Origin of the sequence: uncultured Campylobacter sp., assembly GCF_938045775.1 — a bacterium.
Lineage (GTDB): Bacteria > Campylobacterota > Campylobacteria > Campylobacterales > Campylobacteraceae > Campylobacter_B.
This window is the reverse complement of the sequence record NZ_CALIBH010000217.1, coordinates 15555-29990: the sequence shown is the minus strand read 5'-3', so window position 1 is coordinate 29990 and position 14436 is coordinate 15555. Positions and strand designations below refer to the sequence as shown.

Below are 14436 nucleotides of genomic sequence, written 5' to 3'. Positions count from 1 at the left end.
CCGTTTTTTGTGCCAATGCTGGAATTCCGATCAGACGCCTTTTTATCCGTAACGGACTGCTTCGCTGCTGCAGCATTCGTCCCACTCTCCGCGCTTAGATACTGTGGCGCTAAAATCATCGTCGCGATTAAAATTCCGCTTAAAACCTTACCCCGATACATTCTTCCTCCAATTCTTTAGTATGCGTTTTAAAATATTCCCAAAACGGGAAGCTACGACACTGCTTCGGACGCAGCTCGTAAATCCCGCAGTTGCGCCGCGCTTCGTCAAAAAATACGCACGCCAGGCCGCCTTCAAAGGGCTTTTCTTTTACGCTAAATTTAGCGCCTATTTTTTGTAAATAAATTTCTTTAATCCTTGCGGGCGAAATTTTAAATTTTGCCGCCAGCGCCGCAATCTCACTCTCATCTATCCAGATATAGCCGCTCTCTCCTGTGCAGCACTTACCGCCGCAGCGCTCACACGCGCTTGCATCGAAGCTAAAGCCGAACTCACTCATAATCTACGCTCGTCAGATCCGCGCTTTTGTAGATCGCGTGGGCTTGTGCGGTGCGCTTTCCGTGCGCACTAGCATAGATCGGAATGGTGATCTCACAGGGCGAGCGCGAGTTCTTACGAGCCTGCAAAAGCGCGAGCTTAGCGGGCTTTGAAATGTCAGGATAGACAAAACCAAGCCTCGTCAAATTTAGCCTAAACTCGCCTAAAAGCTCGCAAATTTTAGCTAGCTTGCCCGCCTCGTAGCAAAAAATAAGCGTACCGCCAGGCTTAAGATGAGCGTTCGCAGATCGCACGAAATCCCGTAGGTTAAGGCTTGCTGCGCTCTTACTAAGCGCCATGTGAGGCTCTTTGCTAAGCGAAATGCGCTCTCGATAAAAGGGCGGATTTGAGACAATAAAGTCAAAACGCTTCTCGCTTTTAAACTCTGCAAAATCCGCGTGCAAAATCTCGGCAGGCAGATCGTTTTGCAAAGAATTTAGCCTTAAGATTTCTAAATTTCGCTCTTGAATTTCTAGCAAGCTTAGATTAATGCTTTTAAAATCGCGTTTTAGCAAAAGCCCTAAAATTCCACATCCTGCGCCCACATCTAGCACGTCGCCGTATATCGCTCGCGGATTTAGCGCGCTTTTTAAACTACACTCATCGCAAACTGCAAACCAGTCGTCACGCAAGCACTCCGCAGCAAAATCCTCGCGCACCTTGGCGTCTTTAAATTTGCTCGCGAAATCTTTATCGTGCGTCTTTTGAGATTCTAAAGACTGCGCGATTTGCTCGTCACAAAATTTAAAATTTTCACCGCTTGCGATATCAGGCTTTAAAGCATGCCAGGCTTCGTCGTTTTGAAAATCGGAATTTTTATAGCGCTCGCTTTGAAATTTCTCCTGAAATTCCGCTTGAAATTTCATTTTAAATTCCGCCTTAAGTTCAGCGCAGCCCTTACTTCCAAAATCGCGATCATTCCCCACGCTATGGTTAGCGGTATACGACTCTTCTTTGCTAAAAGCGCAATCCTCGGCGCAAAATTTCGCTTCACCGCCTGCGAAATCCGAAGCGCAAAACTGCGCATTAAAGCCTCCATCTGTCGCGTCTTTAAATTCCGCGCCACAGCCCAGCGCCCAAGAGTCATTTTGCGATGCTACGTCAGCTTTACGCACGCCTGAGCTTCTTATAAAATTCCATAAAAAAATCGTATCGCTCGTGTAGCGATAGCCCTTTTTTGGCTGATAAAGCCTCATCTGCGGATATTTTTGATGATGGTATGAGCGTGATTTATCGCCACCACGATCGATCCGCCGCTTCTGCTGATGAGATCTCCGCCGACGTAAAGCCCGCTAGTGGCGGTCTGGAGATTTTCATCCACGATCGGCACGCCGTTTTCGTCGTAAGCGATGCCGCATTTTTTAAGAAAATCGATCGGGCTCGTGCCGCCGATCGCGTATATCACGCGGTCAAACACGAGCTCGGTGCCATCATCAAATTTTACCAGCACCTTGCCGTTTTCATTCTCAAGAGCCTCTATATCGATACCTAAGCGCAAGATGATGTTGCCGTATTTGGTCTCGCGCATTACGTCGCTTTCGTTCGTCTCGTTTAGGCGGGTAAATTTAGGCTTGCGATAGCAAAGCGTCACGACATTGGTCTTGCATAGCGCTATAGCGTATTCCGCGGCTGAGTTACCGCCTCCGACGACTAGAATTTTTTCATTAATCGTGCATTTATCAAGATTGAAATTTACGCGTTGCGTGATCGAAGGCGGAATTTTATAAGCGGGCTTATTAGGCTTGCCCATCCTGCCAATTGCGACGATGACGTTGCGCGCGCGGTATCCAGCCGAGCTAGTCGTGATATAAAACTCATCTGCGTGCTTTTCGATCTTTTCGACCTCGCTTTTGAAATTCGTATCGATTTCGTCGCTATCTAAGAGCTCGTCGAAATAATTTAGCACGCTCTCTTTCGTGCCGGTTTCAAACGAAATAGAGCCGCGCGTCTCGCTGTCAAAGCCCTTATATTCTTTATCGACGCGCTTTTTATCTTTGTAAAACTGCCTAATCGTTTGAGAGTGGTTGTCGCCTTTTTCGAGCAGAAGTACATGCGCAAGCCCGTTTCTTTTGGCTTCTACTACGGAAGCGATGCCGCAAGGACCGCCGCCGATCACCGCCAAGTCGTAAACGTCTATCATAAATTTCCTTTAATCTTTTAAATTTCATACGAAATTATAGTAAAAATTCCATTAAAATCAGTGGAATTTCCTAGCAATTTCGCAGCTTAAATTTAAAATTTTAACGCTTTAAGATGCTTGCTTGGCTAAATTTGAAAAGACATAATTTTCTCCGTTTAAATTTTAAATTTCACGGCGACAATCCGCTTATAAAAGCTCATGCGGCAGAGCGACAAAAGCGGTAGTAAGAGCAGTAAATTTTAAAATTTCACTTTGCCGAGATAGAATTTTGCGAGCTAAGATAAAGCGGCAAGGGCGGTAAAATTTTAAAATTTTACCGCTCCGGCAGGAGTTTTTAGTAGAAGCTTTAAGGCTAGTTGAAATTTAGCGTATACTTTATGCTAAAGTTAAATTCCATATCTTTCTCGACCTTTGGAAAGCTACCTTTGGTGCGCTCGACCGCGCTTAACGCGCCCTCATCAAGCGAATCGACATTCGAGGAAGACGTAACGCGAAGACCTTTAACGTCTCCGCTTGCCGTATAGGTAAAGTGCACGCCTACGACGCCGATTTTACGCATACGTTGGGCATTTTTAGGGTAGTGCGACTGCGCGTATCGCGAAATGATGGCGAAAATTTTCTTGCCGACATCGCTATTGCTAGGATCGCCGCGGCTTGTTATAGCGTCACTACCGCCACCTGCGCTACTGGAGCCGCCGCCCCCGCCGCTACCCAGTGAAATAGGCTTTGTCGGGTCAAATTTCGCCGTTAAATTCCTATCGCTGCTTTGAACTTTATGCTCTTTTTTCGGCTTAGGTTTTTCGATCGGTTTTGGCTTTTCTACCGGCTTTGGCTTGGGCTTTTCGACCTGTTTTGGTTTTTCTACTACAGGCTCTGGTATAGGCTCCGGTTCAGGAATCGGCTCGGGCTCCGGTATTGGCTCTGGCTCAGGCGGAGTTGGTTCCGGTTCGGGCTCGGGCTCCGGCGGAATGGGCTCGGGCTCAGGATCCGGTTCGGACTGATCGGAAGGAGGCGGGATATTGGGCTCATCGGAGATATCGCCCTGCTTGGCCTCATCCATTATGCTATCGATGGAAAAAGCTATCATATCGGGCATGCTAGGCGGCTTCGGTGCCGACGATAAAAGAGCAAAAACACCCGCAGCGATGATGCAATGCAGCACCAAAGATACGATGAAGCCTATTGCGCTATCTTTATTCATTGCTCTTTTTCGGTCACGATCGCAAATTTTTCATGGCCCGCCTTTTTTAGGACATCCATGATAGAAATGAAAGAGGCAAATTTCGAGTCTTTATCGTTTTTTAGCACGACAAGATCGTTTTTATCGAGAGCGGCAATTTTTTTCTCAAGCTCATCCTCGCTTATTGCGACATCGTCTAGATAAATTTTAGATTCGCTATCCACTTTGATGGTAACTTTTTTATCCTCTTGCGGGTTTTGCGAGCTTGAAGAAGATGGAAGATTTACCTTAATATGCCCCTGCGCAATGAAAGTCGAGACACTAAGCACGATCGCTAGCAGCACCAGCATAATGTCGATGAACGGAACGATATTTAGCCCGTCTCGTCTAGGAATGCTCATTTATTTAACCTCATCGTAGCGGTTTAGAAGCACATCAACTTTACGGACAAAGCCATTGTAGATGATGAGCGTAGGTACGGCGACGACTAGACCGGTAGCGGTAGCTTTAAGCGCAAGCGAAAGACCCTGCATGATAGCCTTGGTATCGATACCGCTTGCAGTACTCATATCAAAAAATGTGATCATAATGCCGATGACAGTACCTAAAAGACCGATATACGGGGCATTTGAATAAACGATATAAAGCGTCGTTAAATTTTTCGTCAGGGCCTCTTCGTATAGCGCCTTGCTTTTGTAACTGCCAGCTTTGACCTTCGAATAAAAAAGCAGCCTTTCGATACTGAACCACACGACTAAAAAGCTCATAAATCCGAGGATCGCAAAGATAATGTAATCCACGTAATGCGCCAAAAATTCCATAATGCCCATAAGCTCTCCTTAAAAATTTTAAAAATTTTTATAAATTCAGCAAAGTGCCTTGCCAAAAAAATGAGCGATTTTATCAAAAATAGATTTAATTTTTACTAAAATTTTGATGATAGATATTTAAATTATATTTTATCATTTAGCTTTATTTAATGATAACAAAGCATTCTGAGATAAAATTCTAATGATTTTAAAACGTCTTGATAATTAATATAAAATAAAGGATTAATTTTATATTATTTACCGTTTTTTAATCTTAATTATCATTTAGGAGTTTCGTATGAAAAAATTTCATCTGGCTTTGTCCTTGTGCGCAGTTCTTTGCTTAAGCGCACAAGCAGACGAGAAATCAAGCGCTACGGACGCATCCAAAAGCAAGGATTCAAATACGCAAAGCCTAGGCGTAATCGAAGTTACTAGCGATTCTAGCACGCCTAGCACCGTGGATGATGTCAAAATCAATACCCGCAACGCCACGCTCGTAAAAGACGTATTTCGCGATATTCCGGGCGTGTATGTGGGCGGCACCAACGGCATGAATCAAAAAATTTATATGCGCGGCGTAAGCGATCGCGGTTTAAATATCACGATTGACGGCGCGAAACAAAACGGCAATACCTTTCATCACAACGCCGATTTACTAATCGATCCTGATCTTATCAAAGCCGTAGAGGTCGATGTAGGCGCGCGCTCGGTCGTGAACGGCTCGGGCGCTTTGGGCGGCTCAGTTGCCTTCAGGACGGTAGACGCTTCTGACATGCTTGAGGACGGTCAGGATATCGGCGCCAAGCTCAAAGTGGGCTATACGAGCAATAACGAAGGCTATTCGCAAAGTGCGATGCTCTACGGCAGAGCGTTTGATAGCCTAGATATGCTTGCTGCGTTTAAGCATTACGGATACGGCTTCGGCGAATCGGGTAACGGCAAGCCTACGGGCGGCGACGGCAACGATATAAATTATTTATTAAAAGCGGGCTATAGCTTTTTGGATTTTCATAAAATTTCCCTTTCGACCGAGCATATGCAATACAAAGGATTATATCCTATGCGCCCGGAATTCGGCTCATGGCTAAACGGACAGCTGGATAACCGCAAATACGAGCGCGATACGCACACGATCAAATACACGTATAATCCAAGCGACCTGTTAGAGCTCGACATCACTGGATACTACACCAAGCATCAACGCATCGGATCGACTTCAACGAACGTAAAATGGGGCGTCGAGACCAAAGGCGGCAAAATCGGCGCTAAGAGTAAATTTGAAACGGGCGATCTGGCTCATACGTTGCGTTATGGCTTTGATTACTACCGCTCCGAAAACTACGTTAAGCCCGGCAATCTACGCCCCGAGAAGGTCGATAATTATAGCTTTTATATCGAGGATGCTATGCACTACGGCGGGCTTACGGTAACTCCTGGCATCCGCTACGAAAGGCACGAGCTAAAGACCTACAACGGTAGCGGCGCCAACATCTCTAGCTACAAATATAAATTCAACGAAGTAAGCCCCGCCTTGGCGCTTGATTACGAGATCGGCGCGGGATTTGGAGCGTTTGCGAGCTATGCGCGAGTATTTAGAGGACCTGACGTAATGGAGAGCATGATGGCTGCGGGTACTAGCCGCGGCAGACCACTAAGCTGGATGGCTAACGAAAATTTAAAAGCCACTACGGGCAACGCCTACGAAATAGGCGGTCGCTACAAAAGCGAGCTAGGAGAGAACTCCTCGGTAAGCCTAACCGCAAAATATTTCAGGACGGAATATAAAAATCTCATCGTAGATAACAATGCGGCGGGCGGAATCGTCGGCTGCCCGGGAGGCGCACAGGGCACCTTATGCAGGGCTAATGCAGGCGGCGCGGACATTGACGGCGTCGAGCTTTTCGCAAGATTAATATTAGATGATTTGAGCCTTGCTGCGGGCTACACCCACCAGCACGTAGAATATAAAGACCGCGTGCGCAGCGGCTCGGGCTATCTAAGCTCAAACATCATCGGCTACCGCGACTATGGCGATAAATACACCTTCAATGCCGAATACGCAATCTCTGCGGCGGATCTACTGCTGGGCTATAACTTGCTCTTTTTCGACTCCAAAAACGTAGCCTCCGCAAATAGCGACGAAAAAACAAAAGTGCCTAGCTACGCGGTTCACGATCTATATGTGACCTACGCTCCGGATAGCGGGCAATTTAAAGGGCTTGAGATCAACGCGGGCGTTTACAATCTCTTTAATAAAGCCTACGCGTCGCACTCGCAGCGCAGCGCCGATTTCACCGGTGATTCAAACGCTATCGACTGGGAGCCGGGACGAAATTTCAAGCTAAGCGTGGCGTATAAATTTTAAAGCTTACGCGAGAGACCGCACGAAATTTTGCACGCTAAAGCGGCGAAATTTTAAAAATTCAAAGCCCTTGGAATTTCAAAATTCCTAGGGCTTTAGAAATTTGAAATTCCAAGGGCTTTGAATTTCAAGCTTTTAAATTCTACTAACAGAAATTTTCTCGTAAAATTCTTGCGAATAGCAAAATTCTCATTCGCAATGAAATTCTAGCTTGCGGCGAAATTCCCAAAATTCAAAGCGATATCCGCAACGCTTCACATCCAAAGTTCGTTTAGAATTTATAAAATTACTCCCGCTTCAAGCGCCGTCCGTTTACTCTTCGTCGTTAAAATTCTGTTTTTAATTCTACTTAAAAGGAGAGCCTTTGTTAAATTCTACTAAAAACGCCATTCGCGGCGCATTTTGGACGAAACCCTTCATCGTTTTAGTGCTGCTTTTGCTGCTGTTAATTCCGCTAAGCTTTATCGATAATCTTACCTACTCGCGCTCCGAAACCAAGCAGCTCGCGCAGGATTCGATCCTCACGCCGGTGGGCGGCGAGCTGCAAATCCAGGGCCTTGCGATCGTAGTACCCTACGCAGAGATAATCGAAGCGATAGACAAAAGCAACAACGAGCTCATAAAAAGGCGCGTAGAGAAAAATTTCATCATCGTGCCTAAAAACTACTCTCTCGCGGCGGAGATCGACCCCACCTATCTAAAGCGCGGGATTTTTCGCGTTCCGATATATAACGGCGACTTTGCGCTTAAGGCGGACTTTGAGGCGATAAACTATACCGAGCTCGGCGTCGATCCTGCGCGGCTAAATTTCGACGAAGCCGTGCTAGTGCTCGGCGTAGGCAATCAAAAATCCTTCACCGCCTCCCCCGCTTTAAGCTTAAACGGCAAGGAGCTTAAGCAATATCACGGCAACACCGAGGCTAAAATTTTCGATCGGAGTTTAATCTACAAGCTCCCCACTTCAGCGCTGTCGTCTGATTTTAGCATCAGCGGCACGCTTAAAATCCAAGGCGGCGAGGCACTTCATCTAGCTCCGATCGCGCAAAATAGCCGTTTTGAAATTAGCTCTACTTGGGCATCGCCTAGCTTTGGCGGCGGCTTCATCGCCAAATCGCGCGAGGTAAGCGCTAGCGGTTTTAAAGCTTCGTGGGAAGTTACAGGCTTAGCCGCAGGCATTGCTCCTGCGTGGCTTGCAGATCAAGATGACCGCGTCGCTATGACAAACTGGCGCAGCAACGACGATAGAAATGACGCCGTAAGCATCGGCTTCATCGAGCCCGTGAACAACTACTCGCTGATTAAGCGCTGCACGGATTACGCTCTGTTATTCTTAGCGGTGCCCTTTTTGGCAATCTTTTTGTGCGAGGTTTATACTCACGAGCGCATCCACCCGATCCAATATCTACTCATCGGGCTTGAGGACGTCGTTTTCTACCTGCTGGTACTTTCACTCTCCGAACACATGGGCTTTGCGCTTAGCTATGCTGCTTCGGCGATCGCGGTAAGCGCGATAGTGTTTTTCTACGCAAGCGCGATTTTTAAAGGCGCGCGCTGGGGTATTTTCATCACTTGCGTTCAGCTCGTTTCATACGCGATCCTCTATGTCATCTTAAATTCCGAAGACTACGCCCTATTAATGGGAAGCCTGATGATCTTTGCGGTGATTTCGCTCGTTATGTATTTTACGCGCAAGCTCGACTGGTACGATACGGCGATCCCAAGCGGCGAGAAAAAGCAGGAGCAAGAGCCCGAAATTTAGCCTTTAAATTTGCTGCTAAATTTAATCGCAATGGCCTTTGGAGCTTTAAATCCAAAGGCCTTTTTAAATTTGCTCGCTAAATTTCGACTGCCAAAATTTCATCTATTTAAAATTTTATCCGCCGCGGCAGACAAACCGCGACCGAGCCGAACGGCGAATTTTAAAATTTAGCCTCGCGAGCGCGAACATATCGCGACAAAGACAAAATTTAAAGCGCGCCGTTTTAAATTTTAAAATTTCATCTGCACTGATTTTTGAGTATAATGAGCGAAAAATTTTAAGGATTTTGTGTGATACTTGCTATTGAGAGCAGCTGCGACGACAGCTCGGTCGCGGTGATGGATGAGCGCAGTTTCGAGCTGAAATTTTACGAAAAAATAAGCCAGGAGGCCGATCACGCCAAATACGGCGGCGTCGTGCCCGAGCTTGCCGCGAGGCTGCATACTGAGGCGCTGCCGCGGATTTTACAGCGCGCAAAACCCTATTTTAGCGAGCTTAGCGCCGTCGCAGCGACCAATACCCCGGGGCTCAGCGTGAGCCTGATCGGCGGCGTGAATATGGCAAAAGCGCTCGCGCTCGCGCTAAATCTGCCGCTCATCGGCGTAAATCATCTCGTAGGCCACGTCTACTCGCTGTTTTTAGGCGGCGAGGCGCGGTTTCCGATGGGCGTTTTGCTCGTTAGCGGCGGGCACACGATGGTTTTGGATATCGGCGCAGCGGGGGATATCGAAATTTTAGCGACCACCGGCGACGACAGCTTCGGCGAGAGCTTCGATAAGATCGCCAAAATGCTAGGCCTCGGCTACCCGGGCGGCGCACTCATCGAGGAGCTTGCAAAAGGCAGCGAGCCGAGGTTTGAGCTACCCGTGCCGCTAAAGGGCGACAGGCGGCTGGAGTATAGCTTTTCGGGGCTTAAAAATGCCGTGCGCGTGCAGATAGAGAAGCTAAAAGGAGCGGGCGAGCTGGATGAGCGGGCGATGCGCGATCTGGCGCGCTGCTTTGAGGACGCGGCGTGCGCGCACATACTGGATAAATTGCAGCGGATCTTTGAGCTGCGCCGCTTTGCGCGCTTCGGCGTCGTGGGCGGAGCAAGCGCGAACCTGCACCTGCGCGGGCTCTTGACGGATCTGTGCGAGCGGGCGGGCTGCGAGATACTTTTTGCGCCGATAAAATTTTGCTCCGATAACGCCGCTATGATCGCGCGCGCGGCGATAGAAAAGCTGCGTAAAAAGGAGTTCGTCGCACCCGCAGAGCTTGAGATCATCCCGCATCTAAATCTACGCTCGGCGTTTGAGTAAAATTTTAAAATTTACAGATAATCTGCGCCCGCTAGCGGTTTCTCACGCGCTGGGCATTTGAGTAAAATTTTATCTCGCGCTTGCTCACGGTTGGGTTTGGATAAAATTCACTTTGAATTTACACATCGCGTTTCAGGCTCGCGCCATGTTTTGCTAAACTCCTTTCGTGCTTGCACCGCCATCGGTACCACTAACGTTACACGTCCTTGTCGCTTGCAATGTCTACTAAAATTTGATCGGCTTGTTCTCGCGTCATTTTTTATCCTTTCTTAATCGTGCAGAAAAGTTACGACTTCGTGTTCTTTTGGTAAATTTTCTCTACCGTCAATACCGCGATTGCCGTATTCCGCTAGAGCTTCTTTTAAAATTTTATAAAGCTCGTCTATCGAAATATCTCCAATATCAGAATTTACGCTTTGGAATTTATATTTGACCTTAAATGGATTTTCCGTGAAATATTTACTCGTAGTCTCATCATAAATTCGCCTTATATCAAGCTCGATTTCTCTACCCTTATAATAAAGCAGCCAAATCTCTTCTCCGGTATATCCGTCTCTTGGATCAGGCAGATGCGGGCTACAAACAAAGATAAGCCAAATATCTCTTTGCCTGTCGATTACCCAGTCTAACCACTTTATTTGATAAGGTTTTTGTGGATTATAATGATATTTTGCCAAGCACTGATCTACACGATTTATAATATCATATTTCTTCAAGTCCTCTTTCGAAATATATTCTGCAATAAACGCCACTTTATTTTTCCTTTCTTACATCTATTAATGCTACACTAAAATCATCCTTATCCTCCCAGCCTGGTCTAAATTTAAAATCAATCAAAACATCTCTCAATATTTTAATAACTTCATTATCTGGAATAATAGAATTTATAACATTTACCTCGATAATTTTCCACACCCTTTGAAATTTGCGTCCATCCACTTCTTGATCATATTCGTAATCCAAAAGAATATCTAAATTATTTCCTTGAATATAAAGCCTCCATAGCTTTTTGCTCCCATAACCATAATCATACCCTTCATTTGGTAGTCTTTCAATTAAAAGAAACCAAATATCTTTTTGTCTATCAACAACAAAATTTCTAGGTAGTTCTTCATGATACGGACTATATTGATAAAAAATTTTGCTCAACCCGTACTTATCATCATCCTCTTTGGTGATTATTGCATTTTCAAACGCCATTCTCCACTCCTTAAAATTTAATTCTCGAATTATACCGCGATATGTTTATATCCGCCTGTGCGCTAATAAATATAGCGTAGGAGTTAAATTTATAATTGATTTTCGCCTCAAACCACATGCAACGCTCGCATTAAAATTTTTCAAATTCCAAAGCATAGTTTAAATTTACAGTCGCAGCTCGGCGCGCGCCAAAGCACAAGTCGCCGCGTGTTTAAATCTAGCCGCAAATCATGCGGCATTTCAAATTTAAACACTGCGCGGATTACACGCTACGCGGGCTCGGTAAATTTCGCCGCGGCACACCTAAGCTTCTATCGCGTAGGGGATTTTATCTTTCGCGCCGGCGCCCGCAAAGCCTTTAAGCCGCAGTAGGCAGCTGTCGCAAAGCCCGCACGCAGCGTCCTCGCGCTCGTAGCAGCTCCACGTAAGCTCTAACGGCACGCCGATTTCAAGCGCTAGCGAGACGATATGTGCCTTACTAAGGTGCACGAGCGGGGTTTTGATGCGCGGATGAAAGTCGCGGCTCGTACCCAGCTCAAGCGCTCGCTCGAACGCGCCGATGAAGCTCGCGCTACAGTCGGGATAGCCGCTGCTGTCCTCCTGCACCACGCCGATGAAAATCGCGTCGCAGCGCTCCTTCTCGGCAAGCGCGGCGGCGATGCTCAAAAACACGCCGTTGCGAAACGGCACGTAGGTGCTCGGCAGATCCGAAAACACGCTCTCGCCGCTTGGCGGTGGAATTTTATCGCTTTGGTTTTGCGATGAAATTTTACCCTCTGCGTGCTTCGATGAAATTTTATCGTCCTGCTGCGACTCGGCTCCGCTTTGAAGTGAAATTTCGCCGTCTTGTGGTGAAATTCCACCGTCGCAGGCTAAAATTTTGCCGCCTTGAACCTGAATTTTGATACCTTGCGGCGAAATTTCATTGTCCCCGAGTAAAGCTTCATCGTTTTGGGTTAAAATTTCGTCTTTCTGCGCGCAGCCACCGCTATTTCGCGCCAAATCTGCACTGAGCGTAGCGCCCGCAGGGCTCGTCATGAAATTTGACGCAGCAAAATTTTGCCCGCCAGTCTCGTCATTAATAGAATTTGTCGCGATAGAATTTTGCCCGCCCAGGCGGGCGCTCTTGGAATTTGCCGCGCTGTTAAACTCGGCGCTAGCGGAATTTGCCGCGCCACCAAGCTCCGCAGCACCTTTTCTGATCGGTAAAGTGCCGTCTGTAAGGGCGCTGCCGCCGATTTGCGCGATGAAGCGAGCATCTAAAACGAACCTCTTTGCGACCCCCAAATCGTCGCAAATTTTACCGAAGCACTCGCGCTCCTTGCCCATCGTGCGCTGATTGTAATCAAAATGCAGCGCCACGATCTCGTAACCTTCGCGCTTCGCGATATAGGCGCAGGTCGCGCTGTCCATGCCGCCGCTGATCACGCATAAAGCTCTCATTTTCGTCCTTTTTTTGCTAAAATTATACGAAAATTTTATAAAAGAGGGGTAAAAATGATACTTTGCGAGCAGCCCTATCCCGAAATTTTGGACGCTATCGCGGCGGAGCTGGGCGGCGGGAGCGTCGAGCTAATTTTCGTGCGCGGCGAGGAGATGCGGCAGCTAAATGCCCAAACGCGCGGCATCGATAAGACGACCGACGTGCTGAGCTTCCCGCTCGATCCTGCGGCGTTTGCGGGCTTCGGCGAGGATTTGGGCGAAGAGAATTCCACGCATGAAAACAGCGGCTCTAAAAATCAAAACGCTGCAAATTCTGCTAGTAAAAATACAAGCGCCGCGAATTCTGCGAGCGAAAATTCCAATACCATAAATTCTGAAAATTCCGAGGGCGAAAGTCCTAGCGATGAAAATTTAAAGAATGAAAATTTTGGCGACGAGAATTTCGCTCCCGCGCTGCTCGGCTCGGTCGTGATAAATTTAGACCTCGTAGAGCTGAAAGCCGCGCAACTGGGGCACGGCAGGGATGACGAGACGGCGCTACTTTTTACGCACGGCATGCTGCACGTGCTAGGTTACGATCACGAGAGCGACGACGGACAGATGCGCGCCAAAGAGTGCGAGATCATCGAAAAATTTCGCCTTCCAAAAAGCCTGATCGTGCGAACGGAGGGAAATGAGGAGTAGGCGCTGTATATCGAAAAGGGGCGAGCAAGGCATGCGCGGCGGCCTAAAATTCTAATCAAATTTTAAAAACGCAGATTGGGAAGCAAAAACTACAAGCCCAAAACCGCAGCGATAAAAGGATTTTTAGGATAACTCGCCATGATTTCCCAACCAAAATTTCGCATGCTCAAAATTTATCAATCGCAACTGAATGCGTTTGTATGATTAACTACTTAATGGTAAATTTTTGTATTTAAATACAAATTTCTACAAACGGATGTTTGTGAAACTTTGTCTTTAAATTTACTAATTTTAATAGAAACCGCTTTAAGACCGTTTATTAAATTTACGGAATCGATAAAAAGCAAATAGTCTTCGTCTTTATATTTTATCGGTCCGAAATAAATCAGGGTGTTTCCTGCGATCTTGTTTCGATAATCCTCAAAATCTATCCTGCTATGATATGAATCGTTTGAGGGGTCTTTTATAATCTTACCGCACTTTTGCGGATCTAGAATATACATAAAATTTGCAAAAGACATCTCGTATAACCGAAAATCTCTATACGTCATAATATACAAAAGCTTATTATCAAATTTATACAATGTAAATCCTCTCCCGATAAAGCCGTCTCTAATCGTTTTATTCATATCCATATACCAGCAATCGCCCATATTTTTCTTTAAAACGGGGTTATTGTAATCCGTCGTATCAAAAACCAGAGGCTTGATTACGCTTATATTTTTCCATTCGAATAGATCATCGTAAAAGTCGTTGCAGAAGTCTCTTTCTTTTGATAAATGCTCTTCATACTCTTTTTTGAGCGTTGCATTTCTATCTATTTGCCAAAAGCTAACGGTTTTTCCGTTGAAAGTGGTTTCTCCTTCTACCATACCGGAAGGATTGTTTCTTACTACTTTCCTATCATTAGCTTTCCATAAAGCTATTTTTAAATCAAAAGGAATTTCCGTATCGCTTACATCGTTTGCATTCGCAAATAGTACGAATGCGATCATTAAGATGAAAATATGAACCCACATAA

Annotated in this window: 13 protein-coding genes and 2 pseudogenes; 4 read left to right on the top strand and 11 right to left on the bottom strand. The window is 46.3% G+C overall.

Going from position 1 to position 14436, the window contains the following annotated elements; genetic code table 11:
* Positions 1 to 139 precede the first annotated feature (139 nt).
* The 6 genes from Q0238_RS08690 to exbB form a co-directional block, all read right to left on the bottom strand.
* Positions 140 to 499 (bottom strand): YkgJ family cysteine cluster protein, encoded by a 360-nt coding sequence (locus tag Q0238_RS08690; protein WP_297945152.1) that lies wholly within the window; start codon positions 497 to 499, stop codon positions 140 to 142.
* Positions 492 to 1733 carry a methyltransferase gene (locus Q0238_RS08685; RefSeq protein WP_297945149.1) on the bottom strand — a complete coding sequence of 414 codons (1242 nt, stop codon included), beginning with the start codon at positions 1731 to 1733 and terminating at the stop codon, positions 492 to 494. Before Q0238_RS08685 ends, Q0238_RS08690 begins: the two co-directional genes overlap by 8 nt.
* Entirely contained in the window at positions 1730 to 2677 is a 948-nt protein-coding gene (locus Q0238_RS08680; protein ID WP_005872145.1) for an NAD(P)-binding domain-containing protein, read from the bottom strand. Before Q0238_RS08680 ends, Q0238_RS08685 begins: the two co-directional genes overlap by 4 nt.
* 352 nt (positions 2678 to 3029) lie before the next feature.
* Positions 3030 to 3878 carry an energy transducer TonB gene (locus Q0238_RS08675; protein WP_297945146.1) on the bottom strand — a complete coding sequence of 283 codons (849 nt, stop codon included), beginning with the start codon at positions 3876 to 3878 and terminating at the stop codon, positions 3030 to 3032.
* A complete protein-coding gene (gene exbD / locus Q0238_RS08670; protein ID WP_297882886.1) occupies positions 3875 to 4258 on the bottom strand; it encodes a TonB system transport protein ExbD in 384 nt (127 codons plus the stop codon). The genes Q0238_RS08675 and exbD overlap by 4 nt, the downstream gene beginning before the upstream one ends.
* Positions 4259 to 4678 (bottom strand): TonB-system energizer ExbB, encoded by a 420-nt coding sequence (exbB, locus tag Q0238_RS08665; protein WP_297945155.1) that lies wholly within the window; start codon positions 4676 to 4678, stop codon positions 4259 to 4261.
* 286 nt (positions 4679 to 4964) lie between these two features.
* Here exbB and Q0238_RS08660 point away from each other — a divergent pair, with 286 nt between their 5' ends.
* From Q0238_RS08660 to tsaD, 3 genes are all read left to right on the top strand, one after another.
* The gene (locus tag Q0238_RS08660) at positions 4965 to 7034 is read left to right on the top strand and encodes a TonB-dependent receptor (RefSeq protein ID WP_297945143.1); all 2070 of its coding nucleotides are present in this window, start codon (positions 4965 to 4967) and stop codon (positions 7032 to 7034) included.
* Positions 7035 to 7395: 361 nt separating this feature from the next.
* Positions 7396 to 8790 carry a cell envelope integrity protein CreD gene (creD, locus tag Q0238_RS08655; RefSeq protein WP_297945140.1) on the top strand — a complete coding sequence of 465 codons (1395 nt, stop codon included), beginning with the start codon at positions 7396 to 7398 and terminating at the stop codon, positions 8788 to 8790.
* 290 nt (positions 8791 to 9080) lie between these two features.
* Positions 9081 to 10088, top strand: a complete 1008-nt coding sequence (gene tsaD, locus Q0238_RS08650) for a tRNA (adenosine(37)-N6)-threonylcarbamoyltransferase complex transferase subunit TsaD (RefSeq protein WP_297945137.1) — start codon at positions 9081 to 9083, stop codon at positions 10086 to 10088.
* 269 nt (positions 10089 to 10357) lie between these two features.
* Here the strand turns inward: tsaD and Q0238_RS08645 are convergent, their stop codons facing one another.
* From Q0238_RS08645 to Q0238_RS08630, 4 genes and pseudogenes are all read right to left on the bottom strand, one after another.
* On the bottom strand, positions 10358 to 10840 hold the full coding sequence (locus tag Q0238_RS08645) for a hypothetical protein (protein WP_297945134.1): 483 nt from the start codon (positions 10838 to 10840) through the stop codon (positions 10358 to 10360).
* A 1-nt stretch (position 10841) separates the two neighbouring features.
* On the bottom strand, positions 10842 to 11288 hold the full coding sequence (locus Q0238_RS08640) for a hypothetical protein (RefSeq protein ID WP_297945131.1): 447 nt from the start codon (positions 11286 to 11288) through the stop codon (positions 10842 to 10844).
* Between the two features lie 303 nt (positions 11289 to 11591).
* Positions 11592 to 12044, bottom strand: a pseudogene (locus Q0238_RS08635) (7-cyano-7-deazaguanine synthase); the annotation flags it as partial.
* A 438-nt stretch (positions 12045 to 12482) separates the two neighbouring features.
* Positions 12483 to 12731, bottom strand: a pseudogene (locus Q0238_RS08630) (7-cyano-7-deazaguanine synthase); the annotation flags it as partial.
* 54 nt (positions 12732 to 12785) lie between these two features.
* Here Q0238_RS08630 and ybeY point away from each other — a divergent pair.
* Positions 12786 to 13415 (top strand): rRNA maturation RNase YbeY, encoded by a 630-nt coding sequence (gene ybeY / locus Q0238_RS08625; RefSeq protein WP_297945128.1) that lies wholly within the window; start codon positions 12786 to 12788, stop codon positions 13413 to 13415.
* Positions 13416 to 13627: 212 nt separating this feature from the next.
* On the opposite strand, the gene Q0238_RS08620 is transcribed toward ybeY, so the two are convergent.
* Positions 13628 to 14434: a hypothetical protein gene (locus Q0238_RS08620; protein ID WP_297945125.1), complete on the bottom strand. Its 807-nt coding sequence runs from the start codon at positions 14432 to 14434 to the stop codon at positions 13628 to 13630.
* Positions 14435 to 14436: the final 2 nt, after the last annotated feature.

What these genes read in the sequence shown, in the direction of transcription:
- Q0238_RS08685 (WP_297945149.1), bottom strand. Translation starts at nt 1,733, where the DNA reads ATGAGGCTTTATCAGCCAAAAAAGGGCTATCGCTACACGAGCGATACG.
- Q0238_RS08690 (WP_297945152.1), bottom strand. Translation starts at nt 499, where the DNA reads ATGAGTGAGTTCGGCTTTAGCTTCGATGCAAGCGCGTGTGAGCGCTGC.
- Q0238_RS08680 (WP_005872145.1), bottom strand. Translation starts at nt 2,677, where the DNA reads ATGATAGACGTTTACGACTTGGCGGTGATCGGCGGCGGTCCTTGCGGC.
- ybeY (WP_297945128.1), top strand. Translation starts at nt 12,786, where the DNA reads ATGATACTTTGCGAGCAGCCCTATCCCGAAATTTTGGACGCTATCGCG.
- Q0238_RS08640 (WP_297945131.1), bottom strand. Translation starts at nt 11,288, where the DNA reads ATGGCGTTTGAAAATGCAATAATCACCAAAGAGGATGATGATAAGTAC.
- exbB (WP_297945155.1), bottom strand. Translation starts at nt 4,678, where the DNA reads ATGGAATTTTTGGCGCATTACGTGGATTACATTATCTTTGCGATCCTC.
- exbD (WP_297882886.1), bottom strand. Translation starts at nt 4,258, where the DNA reads ATGAGCATTCCTAGACGAGACGGGCTAAATATCGTTCCGTTCATCGAC.
- Q0238_RS08660 (WP_297945143.1), top strand. Translation starts at nt 4,965, where the DNA reads ATGAAAAAATTTCATCTGGCTTTGTCCTTGTGCGCAGTTCTTTGCTTA.
- Q0238_RS08675 (WP_297945146.1), bottom strand. Translation starts at nt 3,878, where the DNA reads ATGAATAAAGATAGCGCAATAGGCTTCATCGTATCTTTGGTGCTGCAT.
- Q0238_RS08620 (WP_297945125.1), bottom strand. Translation starts at nt 14,434, where the DNA reads ATGTGGGTTCATATTTTCATCTTAATGATCGCATTCGTACTATTTGCG.